Below are 21,230 nucleotides of genomic sequence, written 5' to 3'. Positions count from 1 at the left end.
GCATGATCGATGCGTCATGCGGGGCTAAAATATCAAAATCGTGTTCCCGGTAACGATGTTCGCAGTACGAATTTCGCAGCCCGATCAGGTCAGGCCCAGTGCATCTGCACCCGATGCGCCGCCGCCCAGTGGATGGCGCGGATGGCGTCGATCACGGCCTCGGTCGCCGCGCGCGTGCCCAGGGCGCCGCCCAGGTCGGCGGTGACGGCGCCGGCCGCCAGGACTGCGGCGACGGCGGCCTCGATGGAATCGGCCTCGTCCTCGAGCTTCAGGCTGTGACGCAGCAGAAGGGCCGCCGACAGGATGGTTCCGACCGGGTTGGCCCGATCCTGTCCGGCGATGTCCGGCGCCGAGCCGTGGATCGGCTCGAACAGGCCCGGCCCTTCGGTCCCCAGCGAGGCCGACGGCAACAGGCCGATCGAACCGCCCAGCACCGAGATCTCGTCCGACAGGATGTCGCCGAACATGTTCTCGGTCAGGATGACGTCGTATTCGCGCGGCTTGCGGATCAGGTGCATGGCCATGGAATCGACCAGGGCGTGCTCCAGCGCGATCTCGGGGAACTCCTCGGCGTGGATGCGGGTCACCACCTCGCGCCACAGGCGGCTGGTCTCCATGACATTGGCCTTGTCGACCGAGGTCACCTTGCCGCGCCGCTGGCGAGCGGTCTGGAAGGCGGCGCGGGTGACGCGCTCGATCTCCGGCACCGTATATTCGCACAGGTCCGTGGCGCGGTCGGCGGTGCGGGTCTTCTCGCCGAAATAGACGCCGCCGGTCAGTTCGCGGAAGACGATCAGATCGACGCCCTCGACGATCTCCTTCTTCAGCGGCGAACGGTGCGCCATCACTGGCGAGACCTGCAGTGGCCGCAGATTGGCGAACAGGCCCATGGCCTTGCGGATCGCCAACAGGCCTTCCTCGGGCCGGCGCTTGCCGCCGTCCCATTTGGGGCCGCCGACCGCGCCCAGCAGAACCGCGTCGGCGGCGACGCAGGCGGCGCGGGTCGCCTCTGGCAGGGGCTCGCCCGTCTCGTCGATGGCGGCGCCGCCGATCAGATGTTCGGAGAAGTTGAAGCTGTGGCCATAGAAGTCGCCGATCACCGCCAGGACGTCGCGCGCGGCGCGCGTCACCTCCGGTCCGACGCCGTCGCCGGGCAACAGGACGATATTATAGGTCTTGGGGGCGGTGTTGGGCATCAGACGGTCTCTCTCGAACGCTCGTAGGCTTCGATCTCAGGCAGGTTTGATTGCAGCCAGCCCAGGGTGTCCACCCCGTTCAGCAGGCATTCGCGCGCGAAGGATTCGACCGTAAACGACACGGGCTGAGCATTGCCGCGCCGGATCTGGCTGGCCTGGAGGTCGATCGTGACCGGCTGGTCCGGTTGCGACGCCAGATCGTCCCAGACGTCCTGGCTGACGACGATGGGCAGCAGGCCGTTTTTCAACGCGTTAGATGTAAAAATGTCAGCGATCTCGGTCGAGATCACCGCCCGGAACCCATAATCGTACAGGGCCCAGGGGGCGTGTTCACGCGACGAGCCGCAGGCGAAATTCTTGCCCGCCAGCAGGATACGATGCTCGGCCGGATCGATGCGGTTCAGGATGGCCTCGGGCTTCTCCGATCCGTCCGTCTCATAGCGCCAGTCATAAAAGGCCGCCTTGCCCAGCCCCTCGCGCGACGTCGTCGTCAGGAAGCGCGCGGGGATGATCTGGTCGGTGTCGATATTGGCCTGACTCAAGGTCACGGTCTTGGAGGTCAAAACCTGAAAGGGCTCAGACATTTTGCGCTCCTACCGTCTCGCGCGCGGCGCTCGACTGCTTGAGGGCGGTCGCCTCCCGCAGATAGACGCGCGGATCAGTCAGCACCCCGGCCACCGCCGTCGCCGCCGCCGTCGCCGGACTGGCCAGGATGGTGCGGGCGTCCTTGCCCTGGCGGCCTTCGAAATTGCGGTTCGAGGTCGAGACGGCCAGCTGACCCGGCGCCACGAAATCCCCGTTCATGGCGATACACATGGAACAGCCCGGAATACGCCATTCGGCCCCGGCGGCGATGAAGACCTCGTGCAGGCCCTCCGCCTCGGCGTCGCGCCGCACGGCCTCCGAACCCGGCACCACCAGCATCCGCAGACCGGGCTTGACCTTGCGGCCCCGCAGCACCTCTGCGGCGGCGCGCAGGTCGGGCAGACGGCCGTTGGTGCAGGAGCCGATGAAGACCACGTCCACCGGCTGGCTGGTCGTCGCCTCGCCGGCGGTGAAGCCCATATAGGCGATGGCCTTGCGGTCGGAGTCCGACTGGGGCTGGGGCACGGGCGTGCCGATCGGCGCGCCCGCGTCCGGCGTCGTGCCCCAGGTCGCCATGGGACGGATGGCGGCGCCGTCGATGACGACTTCCTTGTCGAAGGTCGCGCCCGGATCCGTGGCCAGCTTCAGCCATTCGGCGGTCGCCGCCTCGTAGTCGGCGGGGACATGCTTGCGGCCGCGCAGCCAGTCGATGGTGGTCTGGTCCGGGGCGATCATGCCCGCGCGGGCGCCGGCCTCGATGGACATGTTGCACAGGGTCATCCGCCCTTCCATGTCCAGCGCCCGCACCGCCTCGCCCGCGTATTCAATGACATAGCCGGTGCCCCCGCCGAAGCCGATGGCGGCGATGACGGCCAGGGCGACGTCCTTGCCCGAAACGCCGGGCTGCAGCCGGCCATCCACCGTCACCCGCATGGCCTTGGCCTTGCGCTGCAACAGGCACTGGGTCGCCAGCACATGGCCGACTTCGGACGTACCGATGCCGAAGGCCAAAGCCCCGAAGGCGCCGTGTGTGGCCGTATGGCTGTCACCGCAGACTACGGTCATGCCCGGCTGGGTCAGGCCCAGCTCCGGCCCCATGACATGGACCACGCCCCGGTCTTCGGAGCCCCAGCCCGCCAGCGGCACCCCATGAGCGGCGCAGTTCTTCTCCAGCCGATGCACCTGGGCCTCGGCCTGGGCGGTGACATAGGGTTTCAGCCCGTTCAGTCCCGCCGGCAGGGTCGGGGTCGAATGGTCCAGGGTGGCGTAGGTCCGGTCGGGACGGCGCACCTTCAGGCCGCGCGCCTCGATCTCGCTGAAGGCCTGAGGGCTGGTGACCTCATGGACCAGGTGCAGGTCGATATACAGAACCCCGGGCGTGTCGGCCGTCTCGGATCGCACGACGTGGGCGTCCCAGACCTTGTCGAACAGGGTTTTTGGATCAGGCATACTGGGCCACCGTCTCCGACACGCCGTCCACGGCGTCGATGATGGCGATCAGCTCCGCGTCGTTGATCTCGCCGATCTGGTCGGCGCGCTGCTTGAAGCCGGCGACCACCGCGACCAGACGCTCGCCCTCAATGGGACGGCCGATGGTCTCGGCGCGCTTGGCGATGGCGTGACGGCCCGAATGCTTGCCCAGCACGAACCAGCTGCCCTCGAAGCCCACGTCCTGGGGCCGCATGATCTCATAGGTGCGGCTGTCGGCCAGCATGCCGTGCTGGTGGATGCCGGCCTCGTGGGCGAAAGCATTGATGCCGACCACCGACTTGTTGCGGGCGATAACCGTCTCGGTGATCTCGCACAGGATCTTGGAGGCGCGAACCAGATGGCGGCTGTCGGCGCCGGTCGTGACGCCGTAACGGTCCTCGCGGACCTTCAGGGCCATGATGACCTCTTCGATCGAGGCGTTGCCGGCGCGCTCGCCGATGCCGTTGATCGCGCCTTCGACCTGACGCGCACCGCCCTCGACGGCGGCCAGGGAGTTGGCGACCGCCATGCCCAGGTCGTCGTGGCAGTGGGCCGAGAAGATCACATGCGGATGGCGCTTGTGGATGCGCGCCGCCAGGGCGCGGAAGGTCTCGCGCACCTCTTCCGGAGTCGCATAGCCGACGGTGTCGGGCACGTTCAGGGTCCGGGCGCCGGCGTCGGCGGCGGCTTCCAGCACATCGGCCAGGAACTCGGGCTCGGTGCGGAAGGCGTCTTCGGCCGAGAACTCGACGTCATCGAACAGGCTGGCGGCGTATTCGACCGACCGCACCGCCGTCGACAGCACCTCGTTGGTGGACATCTTCAGCTTGGCGGTGCGGTGGATCGGGCTGGTGCCGATGAAGGTGTGGCAGCGGCGATGCGACTTGGGCGCCGGCTGCAGGGCCCGGAAGCTGGCGTCGATGTCCTTTTCGTTGGCGCGCGACAGGGAGCAGAAGATCGGCCCCTCGACCTCGCCCGCCACGCGGCGGATGCAGTCTTCGTCGCCGGGCGAGGCGGCGGCGAAGCCGGCCTCGATAACGTCGACGCCCAGGTCCTTCAGGACCTGGGCCATCTTCACCTTGGCTTGGGCGCTCATGGAGAAGCCGGGCGCCTGTTCCCCGTCCCGCATCGTCGTGTCGAAGACGATGACGCGGTTGGGGTCGGCGGCGATCTCCGCGGTTCGGGATACGCCGGATACTCGTACTTTTTCGGCGGTCATTACGCGGCCTCGGATTGAATAATGTCGTTGCCGATGCGGCGCACGCCGAACAGGCGGTCGATCTGGCGGCCCAGATTCTCCATGCACCGGCCGGCGTCGCGGCCGCGCACGGTCAGGGAGATGCGGCGGAACGCCCCTTCGTCGGCCATGTTCATGCCGTCGATGTGGAAGCCGCGGCGCTCCACAAGGCCGATGAGACGCTGAAGCGAACCGTCCGCACGGTCGATCTGGATGTGGATCGTGTCGCTCATCTCAGGAGCCCTCCATCATTTCGGCGTTGCTCTTGCCCGGCGGAACCAGCGGCCAGACATTGTCTCGGGGATCGATGACCACATGGGCCAGGCAGGGGCCGTCGGCGGCCAGCAGGCGCTGGATGCCGTCCGACACCTGATCGCGGCGATCGATACGGAAGGCCTCGATGCCAAAGGCCTCGGCCACCTTCACGAAGTCCGGATTGTCGGACAGGTCGATCTCGGAATAGTTCTCGGCGAAGAACAGCTCCTGCCACTGGCGCACCAGGCCCAGCGAGGAATTGTCGATCAGCACGATCTTCAGCGGGATGCCGTAACGCTTCAGCGTCGCCAGCTCCTGGATGTTCATCATGAAGCCGCCGTCGCCGGCGATCGTGACGACGGTCGCGGACGGATCGGCCAGCTTGGCGCCGATGCCCGCAGGCAGGCCGAAGCCCATGGCGCCCAGGCCGCCCGAGGTGATGTGGGCTTCGGGCCGGGAGAAACGGCAGTGCATGGCCGCCCACATCTGATGCTGGCCCACGTCGCAGGCGGCGACGAAATCATCCCCCGCCGCTTCCGAAACCTCTTTCAGCAGGGCCGGGGCGTAGACCCCCTCGCCCGGCGCGTCATAGCGATAGGCGCCGACGGCGGCGGCCTGGGCGCATTCGACGGCCCACGGCTGGATATCCAGCGCCGGGCCGCCGGCCATGCGCGCCGTCAGGGCCTCGACCCCGTCCTTCAGCTCGCCGACGACGGCGACATTGGCCGCCCGCAGCTTGCCGACTTCCGAGGCGTCGATGTCGAAATGGACGATCCGGGCGTTGGGCGCGAACTCGGCCAGCTTGCCCGTGGCGCGGTCGTCGAACCGAGCGCCGACGACGATCAGCAGGTCGCTGTCCTGGACCGCATGATTGGCGGCGCGGGCGCCGTGCATGCCCAGCATGCCCAGCATGCCCGGCGCATCGGTCGGGATGGTGCCCAGGGCGTTCAGGGTCGAGACCTGCGGAATGCCGGTCGCGGCGACGAAGGCGCGCAGGGCCTCGGTCGCACGGCCGATCTTCACCCCGCCGCCGATATAGACCAGCGGCTTCTTGGCGGCGCGGATTGCGGCCTCGGCGGCGGCGATGGCGTCGTGGTCGATGCGCGGCGTCTCGTTGGGGATATGGAAGCCGTAGTCGTCGCTGGTCGTGGCGAACTGCACGTCCTTGGGCAGATCGACCAGAACCGGACCGGGGCGGCCCGAGGCGGCGATATGGAAGGCTTCCTCGATGGCGGCCGGAACCTCGGCCGCGTCGCGGACCAGGATCGAGTGTTTCACGATCGGCAGGGTGACGCCCAGGATGTCGATCTCCTGGAAGGCGTCGGTGCCCATCAGGCCCTGGGCGACATTGCCGGTGATGCAGACCATCGGCACCGAATCCATCATCGCATTGGCGATGCCGGTGATCAGATTGGTGGCGCCCGGGCCGGAGGTGGCCATGCACACCCCGACCTTGCCGCTCTTGCGCGCATAGGCGTCGGCGGCGAAGGCCGCGCCCTGCTCATGGCGGACCAGGATGTGTTTCAGCTTGGATCCGGCCAGGGCGTCATAGACCGGCATGATGGCGCCGCCCGGATAACCGAACACCATCTCCACGCCCAGCCGCTCCAGGGTGGAGACCAGCAGGCGCGCCCCCGATTGCGGGGCGGCCTCGGCTGAGGATTTGAAGGCGGCGGCGGTCATCAGGGTCATCCGGTCTATCGCTTACGGCTCAGGCCGCTTCGGACTTGGGGGTGTTCAGCCAGGCCATGCGCTCGCGCAGACGGGCGCCGACCTGTTCGATCTGGCTTTCGCGGTCCGCCTTCAGCCAGGCTTCGTACTGCGGCTTGCCGGCCTCGTTCTCGGCGATCCAGTTGCGCGCAAAGGTGCCGTCCTGGATCTCGTCCAGGATGGTCTTCATGCGGGCCTTGGTCTCTTCATTGACGACGCGCGGGCCGCTCGCGACGGCGCCGTATTTGGCCGTCTCGGAGATGAAGTGGTGCATCTTCGAGATGCCGCCTTCGTAGAACAGGTCCACGATCAGCTTCAGTTCGTGCAGGCATTCGAAATAGGCGATCTCGGGCTGGTAGCCGGCCTCGACCAGGGTGTTGAACCCTTGCATGACCAGTTCCTTGGCGCCGCCGCACAGGACGGCCTGTTCGCCGAACAGATCGGTCTCGGTCTCTTCGCGGAAGGTGGTCTCCAGCAGACCGCCGGTCGCGCCGCCGTTGCCCTTGGCGTAGCCCATGGCCCGGTCGCGCGCCTTGCCGGTGACGTCCTTCTCGATGGCGAACAGCGAGGGCACGCCGCGGCCGCGCTGGAATTCCCGACGAACCAGATCGCCCGGTCCCTTGGGCGCAACCAGGATGACGTCCATGTCGGCGCGCGGGGTGATGCGCTCGTAGATGATCGAGAAGCCGTGGGCGAACAGCAGGGCCGAGCCTTCCTTGGCGTTCGGTTCGATGATGTCGCGATAGACGTCGCCCTGGACCATGTCGGGGGTCAGGATGGCGATGATGTCGGCGCCCTTGACGGCCTCGGCCGGCTCGGCGGTCGGGACGCCGTCCTCGGTGGCGTGTTTCCAGCCCGTGCCGCCGTGACGGACGCCGGCGACGACGTCATGGCCGCTGTCCTTCAGGTTCTGCGCATGGGCGCGACCCTGCGAGCCATAGCCGATGATGGCGATGCGCTGGCCGGCGATGGCGCCCGGCTTGATGTCTTCGTTGGTGTAGATGGTGATGGCCATGAGAATTCAGGCGTCCTGAGCAGCAGTGGATTTGTGAGACGCCTGGCCAAAATCGGGAATTTGGGCCGGCGGCGGGTTGGGAATGGTGACCGCGCCCTGGGCCGCCGAGGCGACCGAGGCGCGGTATTTGGCGAAGACACCTCGCGCCGGACGGACCACGTGGGGCGTAAAGCCCGCCCGGCGCGTCGCCAGATCGACGTCGACGTCGATGCGGCGGTTGGTGACGTCGATGGTGATGCGGTCACCATCGCGAATGAGAGCGATCGGGCCGCCGACGGCGGCTTCCGGCGAGATGTGGCCGGCGACGAAGCCGTAGCTGGCGCCCGAGAAGCGACCGTCGGTCAGCAGGGCGACATTGTCGATCTTGCGGCCCTTCAGGGCGGCGGTGACCTGCAGCATCTCGCGCATGCCCGGACCGCCCTTGGGCCCTTCGTAGCGGATGATGATGACGTCGCCCTCGCCGACCGAGCCGTCCTGAACGGCGTGGAAGGCGTCTTCCTCGCTGTCGAAGACGCAGGCCGGACCTTCGAATCTGTCGACCTTGTGGCCCGTCAGCTTGATGACCGCGCCTTCCGGGGCGACGTCGCCATAGATGACGGCGAAGCTGCCGCGCTCCATGACCGGCGCGTCGAAGGTCGTCACCACCACCTGGCCGGGGGTCTCCTCGGCCTCTGCGGCTTCGGCGAACAGGCTGCGGCCGCTGACGGTGGGGGTGTTCACGATCTTGCCGGCCTCGGCCATACGCTGCGTGACCAGACGGGTGCCGCCGGCGGCGAACAGGTGCGAGGCCAGGAAGCGGCCGCCCGGCTTCAGGTCGCAGATGACCGGCGCCTCGACACAGGCCTGGTGGCAGTCCTCGACGCCGAAATCGACCCCGGCCTCCGCCGCGATGGCCGTCAGGTGCATGACGGCGTTGGTCGAACCGCCCGAGGCGGAAACGGCGACGGCGGCGTTCTTCAGACTGGCGCGGGTGATGTATTTGCGGGCGGTGTCGCCGGCGAACACCCGCTCGACGATCAGGCGACCGCAGCGCTCGCCCTGGGCCGCCTTGCCCGGATCGACCGCCGGCACGTCATTGGCGCCCATGGGCGAGATGCCCATGACCGACAGGGCCATGGCCATGGTGTTGGCCGTGAACTGGCCGCCGCAGGCGCCGGCGCCGGGGCAGACTGCGCTCTCGACCGCCTTCAGCCCCGCGTCGTCCAGCGTCCCGGCCGAATGGGCGCCGATGGCCTCGAACACCTCCTGGACCGAGACCTCCCTGGCCCCGATCACGCCCGGCATGATGGTGCCGCCGTAATAGACCAGGCCGGGGATATCCATCCGGGCCAGAGCCATGGCCGCCGCGGGAATGGTCTTGTCGCAGCCGACAATGCAGACCACGCCGTCCAGCTGATGGCCCTCGATGGCCAGTTCGATGGAGTCGGCGACGACCTCGCGGCTGATCAGCGAGGCCTTCATGCCCGCCGTGCCCATCGAGATGCCGTCGGTGACGACGATGGTGTTGAAATCGACCGGATAGCCGCCCGCTGCGACGATGCCGGCGCGCACATCCTTGGCCAGGCGGTCCAGGTGCATGTTGCACGGCGTGACCGTCGACCAGGTGTTGACGATGCCGATCATCGGCTTGTCGAAGTCGGCGTCCTGCATGCCGGCGGCGCGCAGATACGAGCGGGCGGCGGCCCGGTTCGGGCCATGCGTCACCGCCGCGCTGCGCGCATTGGGCTTGTTGGGTTCTGAGGTAGAATCTTGCGTCATCGGTCCGGTTCTTTTTGAACCGCCAAGCACGAAAAACCCCGCTTCCTTTCGGGAGCGGGGTGGTGCGAGGCGATCCTGAGTGTGTTTAGGTCAGGTCGCGTGCATCCACGCCGCTTGCGTAAGCAGGCCGAGAAGTACGAGGAGAATGAGGAATACAGGGCTTTCCAGACCGATCGGCGCGCGAACGGTCGCTGCCGCCTGAGCGGTGCATCCCTTCATCATGTCGCGCGTCATCGTGGCCACGGGTGGCTCCCTCTTCTGACGCCAAGAAACCATATGGACCGGGACCGCACAACCCCTGTCGCAAAAATTTTGCTCAACGAACCGAAAACCGCCTTCGGCAGAGGTGTTTCTTGCCGGACACGCCGCCACCCCCTCTAACCGTAACGCTTGCTCACGCCATGTTAGGGCTAAGGCGCGGCGGCGGGGTTGAAACCGGGGCGCGACAGTTCCATTGAGACGCCAACAACATAATCGTTCAGAGGAGCCTCCCCATGACCGTTCGCGTCGCCATCAATGGTTTCGGCCGCATCGGCCGTCTCGTCCTTCGCTCGATCATCGAGCACGGCCGCACGGACATCGAAGTGGTGGCGATCAACGATCTGGGTCCGGTCGAGACCAACGCCCACCTGTTCCGCTATGACTCGGTGCACGGTCGCTTCCCCGGCACGGTGACTTCGGGCGAAGACTGGATCGACGTCGGCACGGGCAAGATCAAGGTCACGGCCGAGCGCGATCCGGCCAATCTGCCGCATGCCGAGCTGAAGGTGGACATCGCCTTCGAATGCACCGGCATCTTCACCGCCAAGGACAAGGCCAGCGCCCACCTGAAGGCCGGCGCCAAGCGCGTCCTGGTCTCGGCCCCCGCCGAGGGCGCCGACAAGACCATCGTCTTCAAGGTCAACCACGAGACCCTGACCGCCGACGACATCGTCGTCTCGAACGGCTCCTGCACCACCAACGCCCTGGCCCCCGTCGCCAAGGTGCTGAACGACCTGTTCGGCATCGAGCGCGGCTACATGACCACCATCCACTCCTACACCGGCGACCAGCCGACGCTGGATACGATGCACAAGGATCTGTACCGCGCCCGCGCCGCCGCCCTGTCGATGATCCCGACCTCGACCGGCGCCGCCAAGGCCCTGGGCTTGGTCCTGCCGGAACTGAAGGGCAAGCTGGACGGCTCGTCGATCCGCGTCCCGACCCCGAACGTCTCGGTGGTCGACCTGAAGGTCGTCTCCGGCCGCGACACCTCGGCCGACGAGATCAACGCCGCGCTTCAGGCCGCCGCCGACGGCCCGATGAAGGGCGTCCTGTTCACGACGACCGATCCGCTGGTCTCCAGCGACCTGAACCACATCGCTGCTTCGTCCACCGCCGCCCTGCCCCAAACCCAGGTCGTCGACGGCAAGCTGGCCCGCGTGCTCAGCTGGTACGACAACGAATGGGGCTTCGCGACCCGCATGGCGGACACCGCCCTGGTGATGGCGAAGTTCCTCTGAAATGAAGCCGCGCTGGGCCCAAAAGCTTGACGCCCAGCGCGAGCCGGATCGCTCACCGTTTGCGTCTCCCGCCTCAACCGAAGCTCATGTCGGGCTACTCGGCATCGCGGCATTTTTTGGCATATGGGCAGGTCAAGCGGGTGGCTATCTGGCTATCCGCTTCCAACTCCCTGTCGCAGCGAGCCTCGTAATCGCTGGAGTGGTTGTCACCCTGATCATCTGGGCGGCATCCCTTCTAGCGCGCCGCAACGGCTATCTGGTCTTCGGTTTCAGCATCGTATTCGTCATCGCCTTGATGGGCTCAACTGTCCTCAAATTACTCCTGGCTATAAGATCATGACCTTCCGCACCCTCGACGACGCCAAGGATCTCGCCGGCAAGACGGCCCTGGTCCGCGTGGACTTCAACGTCCCGATGGAGGACGGCAAGGTAACGGACGACACCCGTCTGCGGGTCGCCCTGCCGACGATCCAGCGCCTGCGCGACGCCGGCGCCAAGGTCGCCCTGCTGGCCCACTTCGACCGGCCCAAGGGCCAGCGCGTCCCGTCGATGAGCCTGAAGCCGGTCGTGGACGATCTGGAGAACCTGCTCGGCGCCCCCGTCCGCTTCGCCGACGACTGCATCGGTCCGGACGCCGTGGACGCCATCCGCGACCTGGACGCCGGCGGCGTGGTCCTGCTGGAGAACGTCCGCTTCCACGCGGCGGAAGAGGCCAATGACCCGGTCTTCGCCGAGAAGCTGGCCGATCTGGGCGACCTCTATGTCAACGACGCCTTCTCGGCCGCCCACCGCGCCCATGCCTCGACGGAAGGGATCGCGCACCACCTGCCCGCCTATGCCGGCGAATCCATGCGCCGCGAGCTGGACGCCCTGGACGCCGCCCTGGGCAATCCGCAGAAGCCGGTTCTGGGCATCGTCGGCGGCGCCAAGGTCTCGACCAAGCTGGACCTGCTGAAGAACCTGGTCGGCAAGCTGGACCGGCTGGCCATCGGCGGCGGCATGGCCAACACCTTCCTGTTCGCCCAGGGGATCGACATCGGCGGCTCGCTGGCTGAACGCGACATGGCCGACACGGCCCGCGAGATCATGGCCGAGGCCGAGGCGAAGGGCTGCAAACTGCTGCTGCCCGTCGATTTCGTGGTGGCGACCGAGGTCAAGCCCGGCGCCGCATCCCGCCCCGTCATCGCCGGCGCCGCCCTGTCGGCCGACGACAAGATCCTCGACGCCGGCCCCGCCACGGTCGCGCGGCTGCTGGAGGCCCTGACCGCTTCGAAGACCCTGATCTGGAACGGCCCCCTGGGCGTGTTCGAGGTGCCGCCCTTCGACGCCGCCACCGTGACCGTCGCCCGTCATGCGGCGGCCCTGGCCAAGGCCGGGCTGCTGGTCGCGGTCGGCGGCGGCGGCGACACGGTCGCGGCCCTGAACCACGCCGGCGTATCGGACGACATGACCTTCGTCTCCACCGCCGGCGGCGCCTTCCTGGAATGGATGGAGGGCAAGCCCCTGCCCGGCGTCGAAGCCCTGCGCGTCTGATCGGCGGCGGTGCAGGCGGATCACGCCTGCATCCCGGCCTTCCGAATTCCCGCTGAAACGGCTGTAACGCGGCGTGACTTCGTCACGCCTCGCCGCTAGTCTCTTGCCCAATCAAAAAAGACTATTCGGCTCAGGAGACTATCCCATGGCGCGCATCACGCTGCGACAGCTGCTCGACCACGCGGCAGAGAACGACTACGGCCTGCCGGCCTACAACATCAACAATATGGAACAGGGTCTGGCGATCATGGAGGCGGCCCACGAGGTCAACGCCCCCGTCATCATCCAGGCCTCGCGCGGCGCCCGGAACTACGCCAATGACGTGGTTCTGGCCAAGCTGATCGACGCCCTGGCCGAACTCTATCCCGACATTCCGGTCTGCATGCACCAGGACCACGGCAACGGCCCCGCCACCTGCGCCACCGCCATCCAGTACGGCTTCACCTCGGTGATGATGGACGGCTCGCTGGAGGAGGACGCCAAGACCCCCGCCTCCTACGAATACAATGTCGAGGTCACGCGCCGCGTCACCGAAATGGCCCATGCCTGCGGCGTCTCGGTCGAGGGCGAACTGGGCGTGCTGGGCTCGCTGGAGACCGGCATGGGCGAGGCCGAGGACGGCCACGGCTTCGAGGGCAAGCTGGACCATTCGCAACTGCTGACCGATCCCGACCAGGCCGTCGATTTCGTCGCCGCCACCAAGGTCGACGCCCTGGCCATCGCCATGGGCACCAGCCACGGCGCCTACAAGTTCAGCAAGAAGCCGGACGGCGACATCCTGGCCATGAATGTGATCGAGGACATCCACCGCCGCCTGCCCAACACCCACCTGGTGATGCACGGCAGTTCGTCGGTGCCGCAGGATCTGCAGGACATCATCAACCAGTACGGCGGCGAAATGCCCCAGACCTGGGGCGTGCCGGTCGAGGAGATCCAGCGCGGCATCAAGCACGGCGTGCGCAAGGTCAATATCGACACGGACAACCGCATGGCCATCACCGGCGCCATCCGTAAGGCCCTGATGGAGAACCCCCGGGAGTTCGATCCCCGCGCCTATCTGAAACCCGCCAAGGCGGCCATGAAGAAGCTCTGCATGGAGCGCTACCAGCAGTTCGGCTGCGAAGGCCAGGCCTCTCGGATCCGCCCCCTGTCCACCGCCCAGATGGCCCGCCGCTACGCCTCGGGCGACCTTGACCCGTCCTTCCGCGGCGCCGCCGTCAAGGCCGCCTGATCGATCAGAAGACCGGGTAGCGGCCGCTCAGTTCGCCGCGCACCTGGCGCAGGTCCCACTCTGCGCGGTCCAGCGCGTCGCGCGCCTCACGGGCGTTGCGGCGCGCACTGCGGATTTCCCCGCGCACCTCGTCGATCCGGTCGCGAATTCGCTGTTTCTCGTCATCCGTCAGGCCGTCCGACCGGAGTTCGCGCTGCTTGGCGTCCAGCTTGTCCTCCCGGTCCTCGATGCGCGCCTCGGCGCTGCTCAGCGCGCTTTCGGCGCTTGCAACCGCCGCCTCGACCTCGTGCAGCCTGCGCCCGTCATTGTAGGCAGGCAGAAACTCCGCCTCCTCCTCGGGTCGGCAGACGCCGTAATAGGTGTTGCCCGCCCGCCCCTCGGTCCAGCCCCGCTGGAAGGTGCAATAGGTCCTGAGCCCGTCCTCGCGCGCCGATCCATAGGCCGCCGGATTGGGCCCCACCTGATATTTTTCGCAGGCCTTGGCATGATCGTCCAGCCGGCTCATCGGATAGCCTGCCGCCCCGTCGGCATAGCCCTTTTCACCCCAGGCGCCCGCCAGACATTCGTCCTTGCTCATGGTCGAGCAACTGCCCAGCAGCGCCGCTGCGGCGATCCCGCCGCCCGTGATCAGAAAACGCTTCATCGGATTCCCCTACGCCCCCCAAGCTTCACTATCGACCGACGACGGGGCCTCGCGCAAGCCGCGCGCCGTGCTAGGGAGCCCCGGTGTCCGACCCTGATCTGATCGACGAAGAAGACCTGCCCCCGCCCCTCGCCCCCGCCGAGGTGCTGGAGGCCCGCCTCGATGCGCCCGGGGTTCGCCTGGACAAGGCCCTGGCCGAGGCCTTCCCGACCCTGTCGCGCGCCCGGCTCCAGGCCCTGCTGGCGGAAGGCGCCGTCCGTCGCGACGGCCTGGTCCTGACCGGCGGCTCCGCCAAGGCCCAGCCCGGCCTCTATGTCGTCGCCCTGCCGCCCGTCGCCCCGGCCACGCCTCAGCCCGAAGCCATCCCCCTCACCGTCCTCTACGAGGACGCGGATCTGATCGTCATCGACAAGCCCGCCGGCATGGCCGCCCACCCGGCGCCGGGCTGCGAGACAGGCACCCTGGTCAACGCCCTCCTGGCCCACTGCGGCGACAGCCTGTGGGGCATCGGCGGCGTCGCCCGCCCCGGCATCGTCCATCGCCTGGACAAGGACACCTCCGGCGTCATGGTCGCCGCCAAGACCGACCGCGCCCATCAGGGCCTGTCCGCCCTGTTCGCGACCCACGACATCGAACGCACCTATATCGCCCTGACGCGCGGCGCCCCGTCACCGTCCAGAGGCCGGATCGAAACCCGCATCGGACGCTCGACGGGCGACCGCAAGAAGATGGCCGTGCTGAAGGCTGGAGGACGCGAGGCGATCACCGACTATGTCGTCCAGGCGACCTTCGGCGAACCGGCCAAAGCGAGCGGCGCGCCCCTCGCCGCCCGCGTCGCCTGCACCCTGCACACCGGCCGCACGCACCAGATCCGCGTCCACCTGTCGTCCAAGGGTTCGCCCATACTTGGAGACGCGACCTATGGCTCGGGCAGCCCTGCCGCCGCCGTCCGGGCTGCGGTCGCCGAGGCCGGCCTGGCCCGCCAGGCCCTGCACGCGGCTGTCCTGGGCTTCGTTCATCCGGTCACCGGCGAAACCCTCCGCTTCGAGACCCCGCCGCCCGCCGACATGGTGCGGCTCGAAGCCCTGCTCTCCGACCTCTGAGGCCCCCATGCTCGACCCGGACATCCGCGACAACGCCGAGCTCAACCGTTACGAACTGCCCGTCGGTGGCGAGGTGGCGGTCGTCACCTACAACCTGTCTCCGCCGAACCTGATGATCACGGAGACTCTGGTCCCCGAACGTCTTGAGGGCCAGGGCATCGCCAGCCGCCTGGCGAAACACGTCCTCGCCGACGCCAGGGCCCGCGACCTGCTCATCCTGCCGGTCTGCCCCTTCTTCTCCGCCTATCTTCAGAAACATCCCGAATACGCGGACGTCGTCCATCCAGCCTATCGAGGCTTGCTGGGAATTTGAGGCCGTGTGGCCGAGCCAGACTGCACCCGACAAGTCAGTCTTGAATTGAAACTGACTTCGGTTTATACAGGCCTCTGGCCGGCACGAGTGGCGCCCGGGCCACGGTCACGCTTTCGTGTGACCGCCCGCCCCTAAAAACGGCGGCAACCCATCGCTACTTCATCGGTTGAGGGGTGAGACGTCGGCGCACATGGGTGGCCGATGTCGAAGCGCCCGCTCGTTTTGACGGTCGGAGGGACCATATGGCTGCCAATAGTACGCTCGCGGTGATGTCGCCTGAACAAGGCCTGTCGCGTTATCTGACGGAAATCCGCAAATTCCCGATGCTGACCAAGGACGAGGAGTTCATGCTCGCCAAGCGTTGGTCGGAACACCAGGATCCCGAAGCCGCCCACCGTCTCGTGACCTCGCACCTTCGTCTCGTGGCCAAGATCGCCATGGGGTATCGCGGCTACGGCCTGCCGATCGGCGAAGTGATTTCCGAGGGCAATGTCGGCCTGATGCAGGCCGTCAAGAAATTCGATCCCGACAAGGGCTTCCGCCTGGCCACCTACGCCATGTGGTGGATCCGCGCCTCGATCCAGGAATACATCCTGCGCAGCTGGTCGCTGGTGAAGATGGGCACCACAGCCGCCCAGAAGAAACTGTTCTTCAACCTGCGCAAGGCCAAGAGCCAGATCTCGGCCTTCGAGGAAGGCGACCTGCACCCCGAACACCTCGCCGCCATCGCCACCAAACTGGGCGTCAGCGAGGAAGAGGTCACCAACATGAACCGCCGCCTCGGCGGCGACGCCTCGCTGAACGCGCCGCTGCGCGCCGATGGTGAAAGCGAATGGCAGGACTGGCTGGCGGACGACACGGCCGTCTCCCAGGAGACCCAGCTGGCCGACGACGAGGAAAAGGGCATCCGCATGAGCCTCCTGCAAGAGGCCATGGAAGAGCTGACGGACCGCGAGAAACACATTCTGACGGAACGCCGCCTCAAGGACGATCCCGTCACTCTGGAAGAACTGGCCGGCCAGTACGGCGTCTCGCGCGAGCGCGTCCGTCAGATCGAGGTCCGCGCCTTCGAGAAGCTGCAGAAAGCCATGCGCGCCGCCGCCGAGGAACGGAACCTGGTCGACGCCTGACACACGGCTGTCGCGCCTCCCGCTCAAGCGGCGGGGGGCGCGATAGGGTCTCTCAGGACGCTCGCGCCATCTGCGCCGGCGCCGGCTGAACCAGGGCCATGATCGCGCCGATGGGCTGGGCCAGACCGCCCTTTGTGACGGCGCCGGCGCCCATGAAGGCTTCCAGCCCGCCCGCTGCGATCGCCAGCTTGGCGTCGCCGGTCTTGACCGCCACGGTCTTCAGCGTCTGGGCCTGTTGGCGAATGGCGCGCATGGCCTGAGCCGGGTCCTGATCAAACTGGCTCATCGCCGCCACCAGGATGCGCAACGCCTGATCCTTGACGTCGACAGGCCCGTCTGTCGATCCGTCGGCCCGGCGCTTGCGTGCGCCTGAATATTCGCCCGAGTTGAACCGGCGCCGATCCGGCCCGACATAGCCGACCGCCTCGACCCAGGGCCGTGACTTCAATGCGACGTTCTCGACCCGTTTGAACAGGTCGCCGGTCGTATAGGGTTTGCGCAGAAACTCATGCACCCCGGCGTCGCGCGCGCCCTTGATGGCGGCGGCGGTCGCCTCGCCCGTCACCATGATGACCGGCGCCATACGGCAGCTCATCGACGACCGACGCACGCGCCGCGTCAGGGTTTCCCCATTCAAGGCCTCGCCCGAACGTTCGGTGAAGATGACGCCCGGCTCGACGTCGCGCAGCAGCTCCAACGCCCGTTCTTCATCGCTCTCGGTATAGACCTCGCGCGCGCCCAACCCCTTCATGATGTCGGACAGCAACCGCGCCGACGCCGCGTTCGGTTCGACGATCACGATCCGCCGCACAGCGGGTTCGAGACGGCTCAGGGTTCTGGCGTCGGCGGTGAACAAGGCTTCTGCTCCGGTTTCACCCGCAGGCTTACCGGTTGCTGGTTAAGGCCCGTTGAATCGGGGGTCGTTTGCCCTCAGCCCTGGAAGGGATCTCGCATCAGGATTGTGTCGTCCCGTTCCGGGCTGGTCGACAGCAGGGCCACCGGCGCGCCGATCAGTTCCTCGATCCGACGCACATATTTGATGGCGTTGGCGTTGATGTCCTTGAAGCTGCGGACCCCGGCGGTGCTTTCGCTCCAGCCTTCCAGTTCCTCGAACACCGGCTCGGCGGCGGCCTGGGCCTTCAGGCTGGACGGCAGATAGTCCAGAACTTCGCCATCGACCTTGTAACCGACGCAGATCTTCAGCGTCTTCAACCCGTCCAGCACGTCCAGCTTGGTCAGGGCGATGCCGTCGATGCCGTTGATCGCCACCGACTGGCGCACCAGCACGGCGTCGAACCAGCCGCAGCGCCGCGCCCGTCCCGTATTCACCCCCACCTCGCGGCCCACGGTCGCCAGATGCTGTCCGACCTCGTCGTCCAGTTCGCAGGCGAACGGGCCTTCGCCGACGCGGGTCGTATAGGCCTTCACGATGCCCAGCACATAGCCGACGCCGCGCGGCCCGACGCCCGACCCCGCCGCCGCCTGTCCGGCCACGGTGTTGGAGCTGGTCACATAGGGGTAGGTGCCGTGATCGACGTCCAGGAAGGCGCCCTGCGCGCCTTCGAACAGCACCCGCTTGCCGTCCTTCTGCGCCTGGTCCAGCACCCGCCAGGCCGGCTTCACATAGGGCAAGATCTTCGGCGCGATCTCCAGCAGCGACGCCAGCAGCGCCTCCGGGTCGATCGGCTCCAGCCCCAGGCCCGCGCGCAGCGGGTCATGGTGCGAGCGCAGACGCTCGATCTTGACCTTCAGGTCGTCTTCATTGGCCAGGTCGCACACCCGGATGGCGCGGCGGCCGACCTTGTCCTCATAGGCCGGGCCGATGCCCCGCCCGGTCGTGCCGATCTTGGCGCCCGGCGCGCTGGCGGCCGCTTCGCGCGCCACGTCCAGCGCCGGATGGATCGGCAGGATCAGGCAGGCGTTGTCGGCGATGGTCAGGATGTCGGGGCTGATGGCCACGCCCTGAGCCTCGATCTTCTCGATTTCGCCGACTAGGTGCCAGGGATCCACGACCACGCCGTTGCCGATGATCGACGGCTTGCCCTGAACCACGCCCGAGGGCAGCAGGGCCAGCTTGTAGACCTTGCCGTCCACGACCAGCGTATGACCCGCATTGTGACCGCCCTGGAACCGCACGACCATGTCGGCGCGGTTGGACAGCCAGTCCACGATCTTGCCCTTGCCCTCGTCGCCCCACTGGGCGCCGACCACCGCTACGTTCGCCAAAGTCCGTACTCCGCCTTAGCGTTCTCCTCGGAGACCGCGTCAAAACCAGCAGGCGCCGCGGCAACGCGACGGTCTGAATGCGGGCGCAGCCTATAGCGGGGGAATCGTCCGGTGTCGTCCCGAACTGTCGTATTTTACGACAGTTCCCCCACCGCCGTCTCGAACGCCCATTCCAGCCACGGGGTCGCCGCGACCACGTCGGCGACCTCGACCGTGCAGCCGCACCACAGCCTCAGTCCCGGCGGCGCGTTGCGGTGGGGCTCCATGTCGAACACGGCCGCCTCGCCTTCCAGCAAGGCCTTGAACCGCACGACGAAGGCCTTCTGCGCCTTGGCGTCCAGGGCCGCGATGCGCGGGTCGGTGAATTTCAGACAGACCGAGGTGGTCGAGCGGATCTCGGGCCGGTCGGGCAGGAAATCGATCCAGTCGGTCCGCGCCACCCATTCGGCCAGGGCGGCGTAGTTGGCGTCCGTCCGCCGGATCAGTTCGCTCAAGCCGCCGATCCCTTGCGCCCACTCCAGGGCGTCGATCCAGTCCTCGATGGTCAGGATCGAGAAGGTGTTGATCGCCACCCCCTGCCCCAGGGCCCGGTCGAACCCCTTGCCGTCCGTCAGCCGCAGCAGCTTGGGAATGGGCCGATCCGGCCGGTACGTGTCCAGCCGCGCCACCGCGCGCGGCGACAGGGCCATCACGCCGATGCCCGCCTCCCCGCCCAGCGCCTTCTGGAAGCTGAAGGTCACGACATCCAGCCTGTCCCACGGCAAGGCCATGGCGAAGGCGGCCGAGGTGGCGTCGCAGATGGCCAGCCCCTCACGGTCGTCGGCGATCCAGTCGGCGTCCGGCACGCGCACGCCCGAGGTCGTGCCGTTCCACGGAAACACCACATCCTTGGACCAGTCGGCCAGGCTCAGGTCCGGCAGTTCGCCCCAGGGCGCCGTCAGCGCCTCCGGCTCCAGCCCCAGATGGTCCTTCACGTCCGCCAGCCAGGTCAGGCCGAAATTCTCGAACGCCACCACCTGCACCGGTCGCGCCCCCAGCATCCCCCACAGGGCCGCCTCGACCGCCCCGGTGTCGGACCCCGGCGTATAGACCAGCACATGGCTCTCTGGCACTTCCAGAACCGCCCGCGTCAGCCGCAGGCCATGGGCGAACCGCTCCACCACCTCCGGCGCGCGAATGCCCCGCCCCAACAGGTCCTGCGGCAGGCCCGCCAGACTATAGCCGGGCCGTTTGGCCGTCGGCCCGGCCGAAAACCACGGCCGCGCCGGCTTCACATCAGGCTTTGCGATCATGGCTTTTCCCTTGTGCTGCCGCGCTTGGCGCGGCTTGAGCGCGGCTCAACGCCCCGGCGTATACGGCCGCTTGGCGCGCCAGTCTTCGGCGAATTTGACCAGGGCCGCGTCCGGCTCGTCCGGCAGGGTCACGACCAGCCGCGCCAGCAGATCCCCGCGCCGTCCTTGGGCGAAGGCGCCCCGCCCCTTCAGCCGCAACAGCTTGCCCGAGTTGGAGCCGGCCGGAATCGTCATCTGCACCGCCCCCTCGGGCGTCGGCACCCGCACTTTGGCGCCCAGCACCGCATCGGGAACCGACACCGGCAGATCCATGGTCAGGTCCGCTCCGTCGCGCTTGTAGATCGGATGCGGCTCGATCTTCAGCTCGATCAGGGCGTCGCCGTTCTCGGCCCCGCGTCCGGGCGCGCCCTGTCCGCGCAGCCGGATGGTCTGACCGTCCGCCGCCCCCTTGGGAATGGTCACGTCCAGGGTCCGGCCGTCCGAGAACTGGATCCGCTTGGTCGCTCCGGCGATGGCGTCTTCCAGACTGATGTCCAGCGTCGCCTTGACGTCCTGGCCACGCGCGGTGAAGTCCCGCGCGCCCCGCTGGCGTCCGCCGCCCCCGAACATGCCGAACAGTTCGTCCAGATCGACGCCTTCGAAATTGGCCCGGCCGCCCGGCCCGCCGCCGAACCCGCCGCCCGCGCCGCCGAACGGGCTGCCGCCCGGCCGCGCCCCGCCGCTGAAGCCGCGATATTGCTCGTTGCCGTCGTTATCCAGCTGGCCGGCGTCGTACTTGGCGCGTTTCTCGGCGTCGCCCAGGATGTCGAAGGCCGCCGTCACCCGCTTGAACTTGTCCTCGGTGATCTTGTCGCCGGGGTTCTTGTCGGGGTGCAGCTCCTTGGCCAGCTTGCGGAACGCCTTCTTGATCTCGTCCGCGCTCGCGCCCTTCGAAACGCCCAGTTCCTTGTAGGGATCGCCTGCCACGTGCGTTGCCGCTCCAACTGAAAACACCAAGAGGCCGTCAGTTAAGCCATGCTCCCGCCCCCGCA

Annotated in this window: 21 protein-coding genes; 7 read left to right on the top strand and 14 right to left on the bottom strand. The window is 67.6% G+C overall.

What is annotated here, in order from left to right; genetic code table 11:
- Positions 1 to 89: 89 nt before the first annotated feature.
- The 9 genes from leuB to ACP7CK_RS15805 form a co-directional block, all read right to left on the bottom strand.
- Entirely contained in the window at positions 90 to 1,196 is a 1,107-nt protein-coding gene (gene leuB / locus ACP7CK_RS15845; RefSeq protein WP_426026635.1) for a 3-isopropylmalate dehydrogenase, read from the bottom strand.
- On the bottom strand, positions 1,196 to 1,780 hold the full coding sequence (gene leuD, locus ACP7CK_RS15840; RefSeq protein WP_035306557.1) for a 3-isopropylmalate dehydratase small subunit: 585 nt from the start codon (positions 1,778 to 1,780) through the stop codon (positions 1,196 to 1,198). The genes leuB and leuD overlap by 1 nt, the downstream gene beginning before the upstream one ends.
- The gene (gene leuC, locus ACP7CK_RS15835) at positions 1,773 to 3,230 is read right to left on the bottom strand and encodes a 3-isopropylmalate dehydratase large subunit (RefSeq protein ID WP_426026634.1); all 1,458 of its coding nucleotides are present in this window, start codon (positions 3,228 to 3,230) and stop codon (positions 1,773 to 1,775) included. The genes leuD and leuC overlap by 8 nt, the downstream gene beginning before the upstream one ends.
- Complete coding sequence (locus ACP7CK_RS15830; RefSeq protein ID WP_426026633.1) at positions 3,223 to 4,470, bottom strand: 2-isopropylmalate synthase; 1,248 nt, start codon at positions 4,468 to 4,470, stop codon at positions 3,223 to 3,225. The genes leuC and ACP7CK_RS15830 overlap by 8 nt, the downstream gene beginning before the upstream one ends.
- A complete protein-coding gene (locus ACP7CK_RS15825) occupies positions 4,470 to 4,721 on the bottom strand; it encodes an ACT domain-containing protein (protein WP_008261070.1) in 252 nt (83 codons plus the stop codon). Before ACP7CK_RS15825 ends, ACP7CK_RS15830 begins: the two co-directional genes overlap by 1 nt.
- A gap of 1 nt (position 4,722) precedes the next feature.
- Positions 4,723 to 6,435: an acetolactate synthase 2 catalytic subunit gene (gene ilvG, locus ACP7CK_RS15820; RefSeq protein WP_426026632.1), complete on the bottom strand. Its 1,713-nt coding sequence runs from the start codon at positions 6,433 to 6,435 to the stop codon at positions 4,723 to 4,725.
- A 19-nt stretch (positions 6,436 to 6,454) separates the two neighbouring features.
- On the bottom strand, positions 6,455 to 7,468 hold the full coding sequence (gene ilvC, locus ACP7CK_RS15815; RefSeq protein WP_287928430.1) for a ketol-acid reductoisomerase: 1,014 nt from the start codon (positions 7,466 to 7,468) through the stop codon (positions 6,455 to 6,457).
- Positions 7,469 to 7,474: 6 nt separating this feature from the next.
- Positions 7,475 to 9,226: a dihydroxy-acid dehydratase gene (locus ACP7CK_RS15810; protein ID WP_426026631.1), complete on the bottom strand. Its 1,752-nt coding sequence runs from the start codon at positions 9,224 to 9,226 to the stop codon at positions 7,475 to 7,477.
- A gap of 90 nt (positions 9,227 to 9,316) precedes the next feature.
- Entirely contained in the window at positions 9,317 to 9,469 is a 153-nt protein-coding gene (locus ACP7CK_RS15805) for a hypothetical protein (RefSeq protein ID WP_154725852.1), read from the bottom strand.
- Between the two features lie 251 nt (positions 9,470 to 9,720).
- On the opposite strand from ACP7CK_RS15805, the gene gap reads away from it, so the two are divergent.
- From gap to fba, 4 genes are all read left to right on the top strand, one after another.
- Positions 9,721 to 10,728 (top strand): type I glyceraldehyde-3-phosphate dehydrogenase, encoded by a 1,008-nt coding sequence (gap, locus tag ACP7CK_RS15800; protein WP_426026630.1) that lies wholly within the window; start codon positions 9,721 to 9,723, stop codon positions 10,726 to 10,728.
- Between the two features lies 1 nt (position 10,729).
- The gene (locus ACP7CK_RS15795) at positions 10,730 to 11,068 is read left to right on the top strand and encodes a hypothetical protein (RefSeq protein ID WP_292148604.1); all 339 of its coding nucleotides are present in this window, start codon (positions 10,730 to 10,732) and stop codon (positions 11,066 to 11,068) included.
- Positions 11,065 to 12,261, top strand: a complete 1,197-nt coding sequence (locus ACP7CK_RS15790; RefSeq protein ID WP_426026629.1) for a phosphoglycerate kinase — start codon at positions 11,065 to 11,067, stop codon at positions 12,259 to 12,261. Before ACP7CK_RS15795 ends, ACP7CK_RS15790 begins: the two co-directional genes overlap by 4 nt.
- Positions 12,262 to 12,406: 145 nt before the next feature.
- Positions 12,407 to 13,492: a class II fructose-bisphosphate aldolase gene (gene fba, locus ACP7CK_RS15785; RefSeq protein WP_008259251.1), complete on the top strand. Its 1,086-nt coding sequence runs from the start codon at positions 12,407 to 12,409 to the stop codon at positions 13,490 to 13,492.
- 4 nt (positions 13,493 to 13,496) lie between these two features.
- Here the strand turns inward: fba and ACP7CK_RS15780 are convergent, their stop codons facing one another.
- The gene (locus tag ACP7CK_RS15780) at positions 13,497 to 14,135 is read right to left on the bottom strand and encodes a DUF2799 domain-containing protein (RefSeq protein WP_426026628.1); all 639 of its coding nucleotides are present in this window, start codon (positions 14,133 to 14,135) and stop codon (positions 13,497 to 13,499) included.
- Between the two features lie 83 nt (positions 14,136 to 14,218).
- Here ACP7CK_RS15780 and ACP7CK_RS15775 point away from each other — a divergent pair, with 83 nt between their 5' ends.
- The 3 genes from ACP7CK_RS15775 to rpoH all read left to right on the top strand — a co-directional run bounded on the left by ACP7CK_RS15775 (position 14,219) and on the right by rpoH (position 16,681).
- The gene (locus ACP7CK_RS15775; RefSeq protein WP_426026627.1) at positions 14,219 to 15,238 is read left to right on the top strand and encodes an RluA family pseudouridine synthase; all 1,020 of its coding nucleotides are present in this window, start codon (positions 14,219 to 14,221) and stop codon (positions 15,236 to 15,238) included.
- A gap of 7 nt (positions 15,239 to 15,245) precedes the next feature.
- The gene (locus ACP7CK_RS15770; protein WP_372705239.1) at positions 15,246 to 15,551 is read left to right on the top strand and encodes a GNAT family N-acetyltransferase; all 306 of its coding nucleotides are present in this window, start codon (positions 15,246 to 15,248) and stop codon (positions 15,549 to 15,551) included.
- 242 nt (positions 15,552 to 15,793) lie between these two features.
- Positions 15,794 to 16,681: an RNA polymerase sigma factor RpoH gene (rpoH, locus tag ACP7CK_RS15765; RefSeq protein ID WP_081836252.1), complete on the top strand. Its 888-nt coding sequence runs from the start codon at positions 15,794 to 15,796 to the stop codon at positions 16,679 to 16,681.
- A 52-nt stretch (positions 16,682 to 16,733) separates the two neighbouring features.
- Here the strand turns inward: rpoH and ACP7CK_RS15760 are convergent, their stop codons facing one another.
- The 4 genes from ACP7CK_RS15760 to ACP7CK_RS15745 form a co-directional block, all read right to left on the bottom strand.
- A complete protein-coding gene (locus ACP7CK_RS15760) occupies positions 16,734 to 17,537 on the bottom strand; it encodes a response regulator (protein ID WP_008264315.1) in 804 nt (267 codons plus the stop codon).
- A gap of 74 nt (positions 17,538 to 17,611) precedes the next feature.
- On the bottom strand, positions 17,612 to 18,907 hold the full coding sequence (locus ACP7CK_RS15755) for an adenylosuccinate synthase (RefSeq protein WP_035310453.1): 1,296 nt from the start codon (positions 18,905 to 18,907) through the stop codon (positions 17,612 to 17,614).
- 134 nt (positions 18,908 to 19,041) lie between these two features.
- The gene (locus tag ACP7CK_RS15750) at positions 19,042 to 20,199 is read right to left on the bottom strand and encodes a phosphoserine transaminase (RefSeq protein ID WP_426026626.1); all 1,158 of its coding nucleotides are present in this window, start codon (positions 20,197 to 20,199) and stop codon (positions 19,042 to 19,044) included.
- Between the two features lie 45 nt (positions 20,200 to 20,244).
- On the bottom strand, positions 20,245 to 21,165 hold the full coding sequence (locus ACP7CK_RS15745) for a DnaJ C-terminal domain-containing protein (protein WP_008264337.1): 921 nt from the start codon (positions 21,163 to 21,165) through the stop codon (positions 20,245 to 20,247).
- Positions 21,166 to 21,230: the final 65 nt, after the last annotated feature.

It is taken from the genome of Brevundimonas sp. TSRC1-1, assembly GCF_049898245.1.
In the GTDB taxonomy this organism is placed as follows: Bacteria; Pseudomonadota; Alphaproteobacteria; order Caulobacterales; family Caulobacteraceae; genus Brevundimonas; species Brevundimonas mediterranea_A.
This window is presented reverse-complemented; position numbering and strand designations above follow the sequence as displayed.